Source organism: Bradyrhizobium nanningense (assembly GCF_004114535.1).
Taxonomy (GTDB): domain Bacteria; phylum Pseudomonadota; class Alphaproteobacteria; order Rhizobiales; family Xanthobacteraceae; genus Bradyrhizobium; species Bradyrhizobium nanningense.
Genome location: NZ_LBJC01000023.1, coordinates 1 through 15,843 on the forward strand (window position 1 = coordinate 1; position 15,843 = coordinate 15,843).

Annotated in this window: 15 protein-coding genes and 1 tRNA gene; 11 read left to right on the top strand and 5 right to left on the bottom strand. The window is 64.1% G+C overall.

The genetic code is table 11. From position 1 onward, the window contains the following. Positions 1–89 precede the first annotated feature (89 nt). Both XH84_RS16105 and XH84_RS16110 read right to left on the bottom strand, forming a co-directional pair. Positions 90–545 (bottom strand): GatB/YqeY domain-containing protein, encoded by a 456-nt coding sequence (locus XH84_RS16105; protein ID WP_128921474.1) that lies wholly within the window; start codon positions 543–545, stop codon positions 90–92. 51 nt (positions 546–596) lie between these two features. Continuing rightward, the gene (locus XH84_RS16110; protein WP_128921475.1) at positions 597–1,307 is read right to left on the bottom strand and encodes an alpha/beta fold hydrolase; all 711 of its coding nucleotides are present in this window, start codon (positions 1,305–1,307) and stop codon (positions 597–599) included. A 146-nt stretch (positions 1,308–1,453) separates the two neighbouring features. Between XH84_RS16110 and carA the strand changes: the two genes are divergently transcribed. After that, entirely contained in the window at positions 1,454–2,644 is a 1,191-nt protein-coding gene (gene carA, locus XH84_RS16115; protein WP_128921476.1) for a glutamine-hydrolyzing carbamoyl-phosphate synthase small subunit, read from the top strand. A gap of 228 nt (positions 2,645–2,872) precedes the next feature. After that, positions 2,873–3,394 (top strand): cupin domain-containing protein, encoded by a 522-nt coding sequence (locus XH84_RS16120; protein WP_128921477.1) that lies wholly within the window; start codon positions 2,873–2,875, stop codon positions 3,392–3,394. 108 nt (positions 3,395–3,502) lie between these two features. Here XH84_RS16120 and XH84_RS16125 read toward each other — a convergent pair whose 3' ends face one another. Continuing rightward, complete coding sequence (locus XH84_RS16125; RefSeq protein ID WP_128921478.1) at positions 3,503–4,024, bottom strand: Dps family protein; 522 nt, start codon at positions 4,022–4,024, stop codon at positions 3,503–3,505. Between the two features lie 110 nt (positions 4,025–4,134). On the opposite strand from XH84_RS16125, the gene XH84_RS16130 reads away from it, so the two are divergent. Both XH84_RS16130 and XH84_RS39825 read left to right on the top strand, forming a co-directional pair. Further along, the gene (locus XH84_RS16130) at positions 4,135–4,836 is read left to right on the top strand and encodes a class I SAM-dependent methyltransferase (RefSeq protein ID WP_128921479.1); all 702 of its coding nucleotides are present in this window, start codon (positions 4,135–4,137) and stop codon (positions 4,834–4,836) included. A gap of 54 nt (positions 4,837–4,890) precedes the next feature. Then, positions 4,891–4,966, top strand: a tRNA-OTHER gene (locus XH84_RS39825). Between the two features lie 171 nt (positions 4,967–5,137). Here XH84_RS39825 and XH84_RS16135 read toward each other — a convergent pair. Continuing rightward, positions 5,138–5,509, bottom strand: a complete 372-nt coding sequence (locus XH84_RS16135) for an ArsR/SmtB family transcription factor (protein ID WP_128921480.1) — start codon at positions 5,507–5,509, stop codon at positions 5,138–5,140. A gap of 109 nt (positions 5,510–5,618) precedes the next feature. On the opposite strand from XH84_RS16135, the gene XH84_RS16140 reads away from it, so the two are divergent. From XH84_RS16140 to greA, 3 genes are all read left to right on the top strand, one after another. After that, entirely contained in the window at positions 5,619–6,788 is a 1,170-nt protein-coding gene (locus XH84_RS16140) for an MFS transporter (RefSeq protein WP_128921481.1), read from the top strand. Positions 6,789–6,930: 142 nt separating this feature from the next. Further along, a complete protein-coding gene (gene carB, locus XH84_RS16145) occupies positions 6,931–10,395 on the top strand; it encodes a carbamoyl-phosphate synthase large subunit (protein ID WP_128921482.1) in 3,465 nt (1,154 codons plus the stop codon). Positions 10,396–10,602: 207 nt separating this feature from the next. After that, positions 10,603–11,076 carry a transcription elongation factor GreA gene (gene greA, locus XH84_RS16150; RefSeq protein WP_018643807.1) on the top strand — a complete coding sequence of 158 codons (474 nt, stop codon included), beginning with the start codon at positions 10,603–10,605 and terminating at the stop codon, positions 11,074–11,076. Positions 11,077–11,435: 359 nt separating this feature from the next. On the opposite strand, the gene XH84_RS16155 is transcribed toward greA, so the two are convergent. Continuing rightward, entirely contained in the window at positions 11,436–11,915 is a 480-nt protein-coding gene (locus tag XH84_RS16155) for an Lrp/AsnC family transcriptional regulator (protein WP_027547667.1), read from the bottom strand. A 267-nt stretch (positions 11,916–12,182) separates the two neighbouring features. Between XH84_RS16155 and trxB the strand changes: the two genes are divergently transcribed. The 4 genes from trxB (at position 12,183) to XH84_RS39830 (ending at position 15,757) form a co-directional block, all read left to right on the top strand. Continuing rightward, the gene (trxB, locus tag XH84_RS16160) at positions 12,183–13,148 is read left to right on the top strand and encodes a thioredoxin-disulfide reductase (protein ID WP_128921484.1); all 966 of its coding nucleotides are present in this window, start codon (positions 12,183–12,185) and stop codon (positions 13,146–13,148) included. Positions 13,149–13,153: 5 nt separating this feature from the next. After that, positions 13,154–14,077 carry a LysR family transcriptional regulator gene (locus tag XH84_RS16165; protein WP_164936505.1) on the top strand — a complete coding sequence of 308 codons (924 nt, stop codon included), beginning with the start codon at positions 13,154–13,156 and terminating at the stop codon, positions 14,075–14,077. A 464-nt stretch (positions 14,078–14,541) separates the two neighbouring features. Continuing rightward, a complete protein-coding gene (gene dapA, locus XH84_RS16170) occupies positions 14,542–15,450 on the top strand; it encodes a 4-hydroxy-tetrahydrodipicolinate synthase (protein ID WP_128921485.1) in 909 nt (302 codons plus the stop codon). Positions 15,451–15,610: 160 nt separating this feature from the next. After that, complete coding sequence (locus tag XH84_RS39830; RefSeq protein ID WP_164936506.1) at positions 15,611–15,757, top strand: hypothetical protein; 147 nt, start codon at positions 15,611–15,613, stop codon at positions 15,755–15,757. Positions 15,758–15,843 lie beyond the last annotated feature (86 nt).

Consider the following 15,843-nt stretch of genomic DNA (forward strand, 5'->3'; position numbering starts at 1 on the left):
AACTGGCACCGACCTCACGGTGGTATAGACTCTCAAACGCCGATCAGCAGGCTCGGTTTGACCAAGGATAACCTCTTGAGGCTCCACACCTAGCCCGACAGTGCCGCCTTCACCAAGCCGCTGGCCTTGCCGAAGTCCATTTGCCCCGCGTACTTCGCGCGCAACACGGCAATCACCTTGCCCATGTCCTTCATGCCGGCGGCGCCCGTCTCGGTGATCGCGTCCGCGATCGCCTTATTCACCTCGTCGTCGGCCATCTGTTTCGGCAAATACGCCGAGATCACCGCGATCTCCTCGCGCTCCTGCGCTGCGAGCTCGGCGCGGCCGCCCTTGTCGTAGAGCTCGACCGCCTCCTGGCGTTGCTTGATCATCTTCTGGAGCACACCGAGCAGATCGGCGTCCGACAGCGGCGGCTTGCCGTTGCCGCGGGCGTCGATGTCGGCGTTCTTGATGGTCGAATTGACCATGCGCAGCGTGGACAGCTTGCGCTCGTCCTTGGCCTTCATGGCCTCCTTGACCGCATTGTTGATGTCGTCGCGCAGCATGACCGTGATCCCTTCGAATAGATGACGCCTGATCTAGGCCGTTCGTGACCTCTAGACAACCTCGGTTCCGAGCCATTCGGTGAGCGCGCGCACGGTGGCTTCCGGCTGCTCGGCTTGCGGCAGGTGTCCGCAGCGCTCGAGGATCACGAGCCTTGCGCCGGCGATGCCCTCGGCCATCTCTTTCGAGAGCGCATTCGGGATGGTGTTGTCGGTATCGCCCGTCAGCACCAATGTCGGGCAGCTGATGGCGGAAAGCGTCGGTCGTGAGTCCACCCGCGCGATGATCGCGGCCTGTTGCCGCAGATAGCCCTCGACGCCGACATCCTCGTCCTGCGCGTGCACAAGCTTGAGAATCTCGGCATCATCGCGTCGCGACGGATGTACCAGCTCCGGAAAGCTCTCCTCGCGGATGGCGCGGAGCTCGCCGCGCCTGGCACGCTCCATCAGGCCGCGGCGACGCGCGGTTGCCTCGGGGGTATCGGGCCGCGCCTGGGTGTTGATCAGCGCGAGTTTTATAACCCGTTCGCCCGCCTGGCGCATGATCTCGAGCGCGATGTAGCCGCCCATGGAATGGCCGGCGAGCGCGAAGCGCGGCGGCGCCTCGCTCAGCACCCGCCGCGCGATCGCGGCCATGTTGTCATCGCGGATATGGTTGGCAACCATCACGGGCCCGAACCGCCACAGCGGCGGGATGACGGGGGCGTAGATCCGGGCCGAGGAGGCCAGCCCCGGAACCAGCAGAATCGGGGTGGTCTGGTCCATTATTGCCTCGCAAGCCCCGCAAATTACCGGAAATTATGCGGCCGAGCTTAAGGGGCCGAGGAGGCCTGTCAAATATGCAAAAACGCATGTGAATCCGGCTTCTCCCGCTTTGACGGCGGCGCTCGCGGGGACTATGAAACGCGCTCATGACACAACATGACAACGATCCCGCTTGGCCGGACCACAAACCGACCGCGCTCCTCGTGCTTGCCGACGGCACGGTGCTCGAAGGTTTTGGTCTCGGCGCTGAAGGCCACGCCGTCGGCGAAGTCTGCTTCAACACCGCGATGACCGGCTATGAGGAGATCCTCACCGATCCCTCCTATGCCGGCCAGCTCATCACCTTCACCTTCCCGCATATCGGCAATGTCGGCACCAACGACGAAGACATCGAGACGGTGAACATGGCGGCAACGCCCGGCGCGCGCGGCGTGATCCTGCGCACCGCGATCACCGATCCCTCGAACTACCGCGCCACCAAGCATCTCGACCAGTGGCTCAAGGCGCGCGGCATCATCGGCCTCTCCGGCATCGACACCCGCGCGCTGACCGCGCTGATCCGCAGCAAGGGCATGCCCAACGCCGTGATCGCGCATTCCAAGACCGGCGAGTTCGACCTGCATGGCCTGAAGGAAGAGGCGCGCGAATGGCCGGGCCTCGAGGGCATGGACCTCGTGCCGATGGTCACGAGCGGCCAGCGCTTCACCTGGGACGAGACGCCTTGGGCCTGGGACAAGGGCTTTGGCCGTCAGGACAAGCCGGAGTTTAACGTCGTCGCCATCGACTACGGCATCAAGCGCAACATCCTGCGCCTGCTCGCCGGCGTCGGCTGCAAGGTGACGGTGGTGCCGGCGACGACCTCGTCCGAAGACATCCTGGCGATGAAGCCGGATGGCGTGTTCCTGTCCAACGGTCCGGGCGATCCGGCCGCGACCGGCAAATATGCCGTGCCTGTGATCCGGGACGTCATCAAGTCGGGCACGCCGACCTTCGGCATCTGTCTCGGCCACCAGATGCTGGGCCTTGCCGTCGGCGCCAGGACGAAGAAGATGCATCAGGGCCATCACGGCGCCAACCATCCCGTCAAGGACGAGACCACCGGCAAGGTCGAGATCACCTCGATGAACCACGGCTTTGCGGTGGACGAGACAACGTTGCCGAAGGGCGCGACGCAGACCCACATCTCGCTGTTCGACGGCTCCAATTGCGGCATCCAGCTCGACGGCAAGCCGGTGTTCTCGGTGCAGTATCACCCCGAGGCCTCACCGGGTCCACGCGACTCGCACTATCTGTTCCAGCGCTTCGCCGACCTGATGCGGCAGAAGAAGAGCGCGTAAGGCGCATTCTCCACGAATACTTCACGACAAAAGCCCGGGCTCGCCCCCGGGCTTTTTCGTCATTCCGGGGCGCGCGTAGCGCGAGCCCGGAATCCATCAAGCAACAGACTCTGCAGCGCGATGGATTCCGGGCTCGACGCTGCGCGTCGCCCCGGAATGACGGTGGAACGAGGAACGCCGTCTCACGCCGCTCGTTGATCCCTGGTATCCTCGCGCAGGAGTCCGATCATGTCCGTCGTCCGCGACAATGCCGAGCCGCTCGCCATCGTGTTCGAGGATGACGGGCTCGTGCCGAACAACATCCGCCCCTTCCTGGTCTACCAGGGCGCGGTGAAGCTCGATCCGAAGCAGCCGGAAGCGACCATCGAAAATCTGTTCGAGGCGAACGGCTGGGGCGGCACGTGGCGCAACGGCGTCTACGACTATCTGCATTATCACGCGACGGTGCATGAGGTGCTCGGCGTCGCGCGCGGCAGTGCACGGGTTCGCTTCGGCGGCGATCACGGCCAGGAGCTGGACATCAAGGCCGGCGACGTCGCAATCCTCCCCGCCGGCACCGGGCATCAATGCATCAAGGCCAGCGATGATTTCTGCGTGATCGGGGCCTATCCGCCAGGCGCGAAGATGGAGATCACGCGCGCAACGCCGGAGAACCACGCCAAGGCGCTGAAGACGATTCCACAAGTCGCACTGCCGCTGGCCGATCCCGTGACGGGGAAGCATGGCGCGCTGATGCGGCTGTGGCGGTAGCCGCAAGCGCGGTGCCGTTGGGTGGGCAAAGGCGCGCCCTTGCGCGCCGTGCCCACCATTCCCAGTTGGTGGGCACGCTTCGCTTTGCCCACCCTACAAGAGCCCGGCCTACGCCTCGTTGCCGCCTTCCTGCCGAGTGGCTTCGAACAGGAACCACGTCCGGCGCTCGGTCTCGTCGATGAAAACTTCCAGGATGCTGGCGCTGGCGACATCGCCGGCGTCGTCACAAACATCGTGCGCTTTGCGCATGGCGGCTGCGACGTGCTTGTTGTCCTGCATCAGCTCGCGCAGCATCTCGCGCGGCGGGACGTAGTCCTCGTTGTTGTCCTTGATGGTCTGGAGCTTTGCGACCTGGCCGATCGATTTCAGCGTGGTGCCGCCAATCTTGCGGACGCGCTCGGCAAGCTGGTCGGTGGTGGCGAAGATCTGCTCCGACTGCTCGTCGAGCAGCAGATGGTAGTCCCGGAAGTGCCGCCCGCTGATGTGCCAGTGGAAATTCTTGGTCTTCAAATACAGTGCGAAGGCGTCGGCCAGAAGCACGTTGAGCGCCTCAGAGACCTTCTTGACCCCGTCGGGCGACAGATCGGTGGGGGTATCGAGATCGGGCGAGACCTTGTTGGTTTTGCTCACGGGGGACCTTCCTGTTAGGACGCGGACATTGACGGCGCGCCGTCGCACCCCTAACGCAAGGCGGCAGCGCCGGTTCCTGCCCCAGGAACCGATGGGACCTTCGAAACGCCATGGACGATTGGATCGACTATTACGACTCCACGCATACGATCTATGTCAGCAGGCTGCATCGCGACTTGCACTTCCAGATCATCGCGCGGGACATCATCGGCTACATCTCCTCGCCCGACGCGACGGTGTTGGACTATGCCTGCGGCGAGGCGCTGTCGGCGAACCAGGTGGCATCGGCCTGCGGCCAGCTGATCCTGGCCGAGCCCGCGCCGGGTGTGCGCGGCCGGCTGATCTCGCGGTTTGCCCCGAATACGAAGATCCGCGTCCGCTCGCTCGACGACGTGCGCAAGATGCAGGACCAATCCATCGACCTCGTGGTGATGAACTCGGTCGCGCAATACATGACGCCGGACGAGCTCGATGCCGCGCTCCTCAACATCCGCCGTATCCTGAAGCCCTCCGGCAAGCTGGTGCTGGGCGACATCCTCCAGCCCAATGTCGGCATGTTCAGGGACGTCATCGCGCTACTCGGCTTCGGCCTCCGGCACGGCTTCCTGAAGGACGCGCTGATCGGACTGATCAGCACCGCGCTGTCGGATTACCGTCATCTGCGCACGCGCATCGGGCTGCAGCGCTATAGCGAGGACGAGATCACCGCCAAGCTGAAAGCGGCGGGTTTCGCAGTCCAGCGTGCCCATACCAATATCGGCCACAATCGCTGGCGCATGACCTTCATCGGCTGGCCGCCTCTGGTTCGTTAAGCATAACGATTAGCCGAGGTGGCTTGTCCTACTCCGATCGGTCATGATCGCCGCGGCCCGGTGGCGGAAGCGTCTACGCGAGGGCGGTGCAACGCTCTTCATCCTGGTTCAAATCCAGGCCGGGTCTCCAGCCTTCGCTGCTTACGCAGCTTCGGCTAGGCAAGCCAGCCTTGCCGCGCTTAGCTCGCAGAGCGGCGGCGGGTTCGGCTGGGCAAGCCCTTTCGTAGCGAAGGCTGCCTCGGCGAAGCCCGAAGGGCGACGACGGGCACGCTTCGACTGCCCCCCGAGGCAACATCTGCCTTCAATCCATCTTCACCACGTCACACCCGGACAGCACCTGAAGCCGCCCGGCATCCCTGGCCGCTGATTTGATCACGGCATCGAGCAGGCCCGGAAAGCGCGCATCCAGATCCTCGCGGCGCAATCGCATGAAGCGGTTGGTGCCTGCCACGCGCGTCTGCATCAGGCCGCATTCGCGCAGCTTGGCGAAGTGGTAGGCGAGGTTCGACTTGGCGCCGAGCCCGCTGAAGTCGCCGCAGCAGAGCTCGCTGCTGACACGTTCTTGCTGGGCGAGCTGATAGACGATGGCAAGCCGGATCGGATCGCTCAGGCAATCCAGAACCATCGGCAGCTCGATCTGCTCGCGGGTCGGGTGAAGCGGAGTACGGCTCATGGACGAATCATAGCTAAACTGTCGCAATGTTCAATAGTTCTTGAACAAATTGACTCCTGGATCAGCAAGGACGATAGTTCAATAGATGTTGAACATAGAGACTTCCCCAATGAGCGTGTTCTGGCTGGCCTTGGCGGCCTTTGCGATCGGCACCGAAGGCTTTGTTATCGCAGGACTTTTGCCCGGCATCGCCGGGGACTTGCAGATTTCTGTTTCCGCTGCCGGGCAATTGGTCACCGCCTACGCTCTCACCTACGCCGTGGGCTCGCCGATCCTGGCGGTGACGCTGAACAACCTCGACCGCCGTACCGCACTCGCCCTGGCGCTGGCGACCTTCATCGCCGGGAATATCGCGGCCATGGTGGCTTCCAATTATGCCCTGCTGCTGGCTTCGCGGATGCTCATGGCCGTGGGCTCGGGTCTATGCATGCCGACGGCCCTCTCCGTATCGGTCGCCGTCGCATCGCCCGAACGGCGGGGCCGGGCGGTGGCGCTGGTGACCTCGGGTCTTACGGTTGCGACCGTCATCGGCGTTCCCCTCGGCAATCTCGTCGGCAGCTGGCTCGGCTGGCGCGCGACCTTTGCCATGGTCGCGCTGATCGGCGCCATCGCGTTGGCCGGCCTGTTGCTCGGGCTGCCCCGCGGGCTGCCGCGCAACACGGCTTCGCTCAGCGAACGGCTCGCGGTGGCGCGCCACGGCAATGTCGTGGTCTCGCTTCTGATCACGATCTTATGGGCGCTCGGCGGCTTCACCGTATTCACCTATTTCGCGGTTCCGTTGCGCAATCTCGGCTTCGACGCCTCGCAGATCAGCCTGGCGCTATTGGTGTTCGGCGGCGCGGCGGCGATCGGCAACATGCTTGGTGGCGTCCTGGCCGACCGGCTCGGCTCGCTCGCGACCGCAGCGCTCGGGCTCGCCGGCATGGCGAGCGCCCTCATCCTGCATTCGCTGGTCCTGAAGCTGATGCCCGGCCAGGCCCACTACGCCGTGCTGGGCGCGATCTTCCTCTGGGGCATCTCGGGCTGGGCGTTCTATCCAGCCCAGATCGCCAGCATCATCCGGATCGAGCCGCAGGCCTCGATGATCGCGCTCTCGCTCAATGCCTCCGCCATGTATCTCGGCTTCGCCATCGGCGGAGCGCTCGGGGGCGCGGTGCTGGCGACCTTGTCGCCGACCGACCTCGGCTGGATCGGCGGATCGAGCGTTGCGGCCTCGCTTCTGGTGCATCTCGCCCGTGGCTGGCAGGCCCGGCCAAAACCGGTCAAAATTGCCGGTTGATGGGCGTTTTTCGGGGTTTCGCCGCCCCGAAAACTGGTCTAAGACCCACCCGCGCGCGAGGGAGACCACCGCGCTCTCGGCCACAGGGACGCGCAGCAAGCGCGCCCTTTTTTTTGCCCAAATTCCACTTCGGCGAGAGTTGATGCCCAAACGTACAGACATCACCACCATCCTGATCATCGGCGCCGGTCCCATCGTGATCGGCCAGGCCTGCGAGTTCGACTATTCGGGGACCCAGGCGGTGAAGACGCTGAAGGAAGAGGGCTACCGCATCGTCCTCGTCAATTCCAACCCGGCCACCATCATGACCGACCCGGAATTGGCCGATGCGACCTATATCGAGCCGATCACGCCCGAGATCGTCGCCAAGATCATCGAGAAGGAACGTCACGTCATTCCCGGCGGCTTCGCGCTGCTGCCGACGATGGGCGGACAGACCGCGCTGAATTGCGCGCTGTCGCTGCGCCGCCAGGGCACGCTGGACAAGTTCCACGTCGAGATGATCGGCGCAACCGCCGACGCCATCGACAAGGCGGAGGACCGCCAGCTGTTCCGGGAGGCCATGACCAAGATCGGGCTCGAGACGCCGAAGTCGCGGCTCGCCAACGCCTCCGACCTAAAGAAGTCTTTCCGCGACAAGTACCAGGCGGAGCGTGAGAAGGCGTCCGGTGCAGCGCTCGCAGAACTCGAGCGGCAGTGGACGCTGGGCGAGAGCGATCGCCGCAAGCGCTATCAGGAATACGCGCTGGGGCAGGCGATGATGGCGCTGTCCGAGATTGGCCTGCCCGCGATCATCCGCCCCTCCTTCACGATGGGCGGCACCGGCGGCGGCATCGCCTACAACAAGGAAGAGTTCCTCGACATCATCGAGCGCGGCCTCGATGCGTCTCCCACCAACGAAGTGCTGATCGAAGAATCCGTGCTCGGCTGGAAAGAGTACGAGATGGAGGTGGTGCGCGACAAGAAGGACAATTGCATCATCGTCTGCTCGATCGAGAACCTCGATCCGATGGGCGTGCACACCGGCGATTCCATCACGGTGGCGCCGGCGCTGACGCTGACCGACAAGGAATACCAGATCATGCGCGACGCCTCGCTGGCGGTGCTGCGCGAGATCGGCGTCGAGACCGGCGGCTCCAACGTGCAGTTCGGCGTCAATCCGGACGACGGCCGTATGGTCGTCATCGAGATGAATCCGCGCGTGTCGCGCTCCTCCGCGCTGGCGTCCAAGGCCACCGGCTTTCCGATCGCCAAGGTCGCCGCCAAGCTCGCGGTCGGCTACACCCTGGACGAGATCGCCAACGACATCACCGGCGGCGCCACGCCCGCCTCGTTCGAGCCGACCATCGACTACGTCGTCACCAAGGTGCCGCGCTTCGCCTTCGAGAAATTCCCCGGCGCCTCCACCACGCTGACCACGTCGATGAAATCGGTCGGCGAAGTCATGGCGATCGGCCGCACCTTCCAGGAAAGCCTGCAAAAGGCCCTGCGCGGGCTCGAGACCGGCCTCACCGGCCTCGACGAGATCGAGATCGAGGGTCTCGGCCGCGACGACGACAAGAACGCGATCCGTGCCGCGCTCGGCACGCCGACGCCGAACCGCATTCTTCAGGTCGCCCAGGCCATGCGGCTCGGCTGGTCGAACGAGGACATCTTCAACTCCTGCAAGATCGACCCGTGGTTCCTCGGCGAGATGCGCGGCATCGTCGACATGGAGGAAAAGGTCCGGAAGAATGGCTTGCCGAACAATGCCTTCGGGATGCGCTCGCTCAAGGCCATGGGCTTCTCCGACGCGCGGCTTGCAGTGCTCGCCGAGACGACGGAGGCCAAGGTCACCGCGAAGCGCCATGCGCTCGGCGTTCGCCCCGTCTACAAGCGCATCGACACCTGCGCGGCCGAATTCGCTTCGCCCACCGCCTACATGTATTCGACCTATGAGGCGCTGTTTGCGGGCGCGCCGGCGGACGAGAGCGCCCCGTCCGACAAGAAGAAGGTCATCATTCTCGGCGGCGGGCCCAACCGTATCGGCCAGGGCATCGAGTTCGACTATTGCTGCTGTCACGCCTGCTTCGCGCTCCATGATGCCGGCTACGAATCCATCATGGTCAACTGCAATCCGGAGACGGTGTCGACCGACTACGACACTGCCGACCGGCTCTATTTCGAGCCGCTCACCGCCGAGGACGTGCTGGAGATCATCGCCAAGGAGCGCAGCAACGGCACGCTGCACGGCGTGATCGTGCAGTTCGGCGGCCAGACGCCGCTGAAGCTGGCACGCGCGCTGGAAGCCGCCGAAGTGCCGATCCTCGGCACCTCGCCCGATGCCATCGACCTTGCGGAGGACCGTGACCGCTTCAAGCGCGTGCTCGACAAGCTTCGCCTCAAGCAGCCGAAGAACGGCATCGCCTATTCGGTCGAGCAGGCACGGCTCGTCTCCGCAGATCTCGGCCTGCCGCTGGTGGTGCGCCCGTCTTACGTGCTCGGCGGCCGCGCGATGCAGATCATCCGCGAGGAGAACCAGCTCAACGACTATCTGCTCGGCACGTTGCCGGAGCTGGTGCCGGCGGACGTCAAGGCGCGCTATCCGAATGACAAGACCGGGCAGATCAACACCGTGCTCGGCAAGAACCCGCTGCTGTTCGACCGCTATCTGTCTGATGCCACCGAGATCGACGTCGATTGCCTCTGCGACGGCAAGGACACCTTCATCGTCGGCATCATGGAGCACATCGAGGAAGCCGGCATCCATTCCGGCGACAGCGCCTGCTCGCTGCCGCCGCACTCGCTCGACGCGAAGATGATCGAGGAGCTGGAGCGTCAGACCCGTGAGCTCGCGCTCGGCCTCGACGTGGTCGGCCTGATGAACGTGCAATACGCCATCAAGGACGGCGAGATCTACGTGCTCGAGGTCAATCCGCGCGCCTCCCGCACCGTGCCCTTCGTCGCCAAGGTGGTCGGCACGCCGGTCGCCAAGATCGCCGCGCGCATCATGGCGGGCGAGAAGCTCGCCGATTTCAAGCTGAAGAAGGCGAAGCTCAAGCACGTCGGCGTCAAGGAATCGGTCTTCCCCTTCGCGCGCTTCCCCGGCGTCGACACGGTGCTCGGCCCCGAGATGCGCTCGACCGGCGAGGTCATGGGCATCGACCGCAACTTCGAGGTCGCCTTCGCCAAGAGCCAGCTCGGCGGCGGCACGCGAGTACCGCGCAAGGGCACGGTGTTCGTCTCGGTGCGTGAGAGCGACAAGACGCGTATCGCGGAAGCCGTGCGCGAACTGCATTCGCTCGGCTTCAAGGTGCTGGCGACCTCCGGCACCCAGCGCTTCCTGACCGACCAGGGCATCCCGACCGAGAAGGTGAACAAGGTGCTGGAAGGACGGCCGCACATCGTCGACGCCATCACCAATGGCGACGTCCAGCTCGTCTTCAACACCACAGAAGGCCCGCAGGCGCTGGCCGACAGCCGTTCGCTGCGGCGCGCGGCCCTCTTGCATAAAGTGCCGTATTACACCACTCTTTCCGGGGCCGTGGCGGCCGCGCAGGGCATCCGCGCCTATCTGGGCGGGGACCTTGAGGTTCGTACCCTGCAGAGCTACTTTTCGGAAACCTGATCGCTAGCGGCGGCAAAACCGCCGCTAAGTGATTGGCAATGAACCCGCAATGGCCGGAGGAACTGTCCGGCCATGTGGTTGTTCTGTTCCGGCGCCAGACCCACATAACGTCCCGATGGGCTCATATTCAGCCCCGGGAATACCGACGAATCAAGGTTGCCGCGCCCCGGTCTTTGCGGGGCGCGCAGCTGAAGGACGAGAGAAGAGATGGAAAAGGTTCCGATGACCCAGGCCGGCTTTGTCGCGCTCGGGGAAGAATTGAAGAAGCGCCAGTCGGAAGATCGTCCGCGGATCATCGAGCATATCGCGGAGGCGCGCTCGCACGGAGACCTGTCGGAGAACGCGGAATATCATGCCGCGAAGGAAGAGCAGTCCCACAATGAAGGCCGCATCGCCGAGCTCGAGGACAAGCTCGCGCGCGCCGACATCATCGACATCTCGAAGCTCTCCGGTGACACCATCAAGTTTGGCGCCACGGTGACCCTGGTCGACGAGGACACCGAGAAGAAGACGGTGTGGCAGATCGTCGGCGAGGTCGAGGCCGACGCCAAGAAGGGCCGTATCTCCATCACCTCGCCGCTGGCGCGCGCGCTGATCGGCAAGAAGAAGGGGTCGACCGTCGAAGTCAACGCCCCCGGCGGCGCCAAGGCGTACGAGATCACCAAGGTAGAGTGGCGGTAAGAACTTGCCGCTTCACTGACGTTTCGAAAAGGCCGCGCGATGCGCGGCCTTTTTGTTTGGCATGTTGCCCGCGAGGTGGAGCACGCACTCTCCCCCTCGTCATTGCGAGAAGCAAAGCGACAAGCAATCCAGAATCTTTCCACGGAGGCATTCTGGATTGCTTCGCTGCGCTCGCAATGACGGAGTGTGCGGCAGCAGCGTCCGCTACTCACGTGTCCCGGACGCGCTGCAACGCATAGCGTTGCTGCGCAGAGCCGGGACCCAGAAAGCAACACGGGAAGGCCCGGTAAGATGGGCCCCGGCTCTGCAGCGCACCGCCAAGAAGCGCTGCGCTGCGTCCAGGGCACGAGAGTGGAGACCTACCGTCTCCCCTTCACGTCCAGCGGCACCGCCGCCTCGTACTTCGAATTATGCAGGACCAATGACGTCCGCACGTTGCGGACGTGGGGCGCGGCGGTGAGGTGCGTGACGAAATCCTGGAAGGTTGCCATGTCGGGGGCGACGCATTTGAGGATGAAATCGACCTCGCCGGACAGCATCCAGCATTCCCGCACCAGCGGCTCGGCGCGGACGAATTCCTCGAAAGCACGCAAATCCGCCTCGGCCTGGCTGGACAGGTGCACGGCGGCGAACACGGTCACGTCGAAGCCGAGCTTGCGGGCATCCAACAGACCGCGGTAGCCGTGGATATAGCCCTCCTCCTCCAGCGCCCGGACGCGGCGCAGGCAGGGCGGCGGCGAGATGCCGACGCGCTTGGCCAGCTCGACATTCGTGATTCGACCGTCGGCCTGAATCTCAGTGAGAATTTTCAGGTCGATCTCGTCTAGGTTCCGCGACACGTGATTGGAACTCCTGGCCTTTACGGCGGTAATGGTGGGGCTTGTCGCAATCCTCATAACCCAGTCTGCATGGCCAGCGCAATTTTATTGCGCGTGCACCGCAATCGACTTTTGTTCCTTGTTGGAAAAATCCGCCGAGAGGGAATGCAATTCTTGCATAGCTCACCAGAACGCTTAGATTAGCTCTGATATTTCAGCGCCACCGCGACGCCTCCCGGCATGTTCCGCGCCCGCGCTGCAAATCCCCCGTGAAAGGCGTCCATCGAAATGTCCGCTCCTGTTCATGCAAAGGTCGTCATTATCGGCTCCGGCCCCGCCGGTTACACGGCGGCGATCTACGCCGCGCGGGCGATGCTCGAGCCGATCCTGATCCAGGGCATCCAGCCCGGCGGCCAGCTCACCATCACCACCGACGTCGAGAACTATCCGGGCTTCGCCGACGTGATCCAGGGCCCCTGGCTGATGGAGCAGATGGAGAAGCAGGCGGTCCATGTCGGCACGAAGATCGTCACCGACCTGGTCACCAAGCTGGAGGCCGCGCAGCGGCCGTTTCGCCTCATCTGCGACTCCGGCGACGTCTATCTCGCCGACGCCGTCATTCTCGCCACCGGCGCGCAGGCGCGCTGGCTCGGGCTGCCCTCCGAAACCAAGTTCCAGGGCGGCGGCGTGTCGGCCTGCGCCACCTGCGACGGCTTCTTCTACCGCAACAAGGACGTCGTCGTGATCGGCGGCGGCAATACCGCAGTCGAGGAAGCGCTGTACCTCACCAACCATGCTTCGCAGGTCACCATCGTGCATCGCCGCGATCATTTCCGCGCCGAGCGCATCCTGCAGGAGCGTCTGTTCAAGCATCCGAAGATCAAGGTGATCTGGGACTGCGCCGTGGACGAGATCTGCGGCACCGAGAACCCGAACAAGGTCACCCATGTGCGCCTGAAGAACGTCAAGACCGGCGCGCTGAGGGACGTGAAGACCGACGGCGTCTTCATCGCCATCGGCCACGCACCGGCGACCGAGCTCGTGAAAGACCAGATCAAGCTAAAACCGTCGGGCTATGTCGAGGTCGCCCCGAACTCGACCGCCACCTCGATGCCCGGCCTGTTCGCCGCCGGCGACGTCGCCGACGAGACCTATCGCCAGGCCGTCACGGCCGCAGGCCTCGGCTGCATGGCAGCGCTCGAGGCCGAACGTTTCTTGGCCCTGCGCGCCAGCGAGCGCGCGGCAGCGGAATAACGATCATGCCTCGAACACGCGACGGATTTACCGATATGGACTGGGACAAGCTGAAGGTGTTTCACGCAGCGGCGGAAGCGGGCAGCTTCACGCATGCGGGCGAGCAGCTCGGCCTGTCGCAATCGGCGGTCTCGCGCCAGGTCTCGGCGCTGGAGCAGGAGCTTTCGGTCTCGCTGTTCCACCGCCACGCCCGCGGCCTGATCCTCACCGAGCAGGGTGACCTCCTGTTCCGCACCGCGCATGACGTGTTCATGCAGCTGCAGGCGGCGCGCGCCAAGCTTACCGACAGCCGCGAGCGGCCGAGCGGCGACCTCAAGATCACCACCACGCCCGGCGTCGGCATCAACTGGCTGATCCCGCGGCTCGGGGAGTTCACCGCGCTTTATCCGGAGATCCGGATCTCCTTGATCGTCACCGACGAGGAGCTCGACCTCTCCATGCGCGAGGCCGACGTTGCGATCCGCACCCGCAAGCCGACGCAGCCGGATCTCATCCAGCGCAAGCTGTTCGCGATGGGCTTCCACGCTTATTGCTCGCCGGAATACATCAAGCGCTTCGGCACGCCGCGCACGCTGGAGGAGCTCGACTCCCACCGCATCATCACGCTTGCCGACGGCAGCTTCGCGCCGCACCTGCAGAACCGCAACTGGCTGGTCGAAGCCGGGCGCAACGGCTCCGGTCCGCGCGAAGCCTATTTCAGAGTGAACAACATCCTCGGTCTCGTGCGCGCCTGTCAGCAGGGCCTCGGCATCGCTGCCCTGCCCGACTACCTCGTCGAGGAACAGAGCAAACTCGTGCAGCTGTTCGGCGAGTCCGACTCGATCCAGCTCGATACTTATTTCGTCTATCCCGAGGAGCTGAAGACGGTCGCGCGCGTGCAGGTGTTCCGCGACTTCGTCGTCAGCAAGGCGCAGCGCTGGCCGTCCTGATTTCCGCATGACTGACATGCGGCCTCGGCTGTTGCTGCAGGCCGCTCGTCAAGCCCATACTGTTTGTAGGCTGAGCCTTCGCGTTGCGCATTTGTCCCCCTCCTCCAGTGGCGCGGGAGTTCAGTAATCCCTCTTGGAAGGTGATTGTGTCGGCCTCACGTGGCCAATACCTTAAGCCGGGCTCTTTGGGCCCGGCTTTTTTTCGTTGAAATCGGCCTTCGCCTTCCGCGTGTATTGACAGTTCCACGCATACCCCGCATCATTTGCAAATGATCACGAAGTCGTGCGCAATCTCGTTCGAGGCCATCGCCTCGAAAAAAGGCCCCCATCCCGGGGCCTCGGATTTTTGCGCGCACTAGCTAAGCTTGGTCATCGCTGCAAATCTTCGAAAACCCCGCCGCCTGGACGGGGTTTTTTCATGTGCCCTCCGTCTCAGGTTTTTTTTCCGAGAAGGAGCTGGAAACATGACTGATCTACAGGAACAATTGCACGGGCTGTGGCTGCCGCTGGTGACGCCGTTTCAGAACGGCGCCCTCGACGAGAGGTCGCTGCGGCGGCTGACGCGGCACTACAGCGCGCAAGGCATCGACGGCTTCATCCTGGGAGCGACCTCCGGCGAAGGCATGACGCTGCGCGAGGCCGAGCTCGAACGTCTGGTCGCGATCGTGCGCGACGAGATGGCCGCCGGCCGCCGCACCTTGCCGATCTGCCTTGGATTGTCGGGCGCCGACACCGCGCGGCTGCAGGAACGTCTCGACGAGACCGCGGACTGGCCGATCGACGGTTATCTGATCGCGAGCCCCTATTATGTGCGGCCCTCGCAGCGCGGCCTCTTGGCGCATTTCGAGGCGCTCGCCGATCACGCCGCCTGGCCGCTCGCGCTCTACAACATTCCCTATCGCACCTCGGTGAACATCACCAACCAGACCATGCTGCGGCTCGCCGAGCACAGGAACATCGTGGGCCTGAAGGATTGCGGTGCAAGTCGCGAGCAATCGATCGCGCTCTTGCGCGACCGCCCGAAGGAATTTCGCGTGCTCACCGGCGAGGACGCGAATTACTTCGAGGCGCTCGCCGACGGCGCCGATGGCGGCATCGTGCTGTCGGCCCATGTCGAGACCGCGACCTTTGCGGCCGTGTATGCCGAGATGAAGCGCGGCAACCACGATGCGGCACTGGCGCGCTGGCATGAGGTCGCCGATCTGACGCGCCTGTTGTTCACCGAGCCGAGCCCGGCGCCGGCAAAGTACTGGCTGTGGCGATGCGGCCTGATCGACAGCCCCGAAGTGCGCCTGCCGATGGTGGAAGTCAGCAGCGAACTCGCCGCCACCATCGATCGCGAGATCGCGCGACGGACGCAGGCCGCGGCGTAGTTCTTTACCCTCCCCTGTAGGGCAGGGGAGGGTAAGAGCGCGCGCTCGTGGTTAACGTCACCCCAACAGCCTTCGCACCCGCCGCATGACGCATCCACGTCTCGTTTACGCATCCGTCCCTATCGTTTCTCTCCAGGAGCTTCTCAGAGGGGGAATGACCATGGGGCATCGCACCCGACCGACGGCCGCCCGACAATTTGCGCCGGCCGATCTTTTGCAGGGAATTCTCGTCGTATCGTCGTTCGGGTTCTGGGCGGTGATGCTCGGCCTGATGCCGGTGCTGCTGTATCGGATCTGGCTCGCCTAACGGCGGCACCCCGCGCGGATGGTTAAACGGCCGTCACAAATGCGTTCAAAATGCGAGTGGCGTCGCAAGCCGGAATTTTAAAGCAT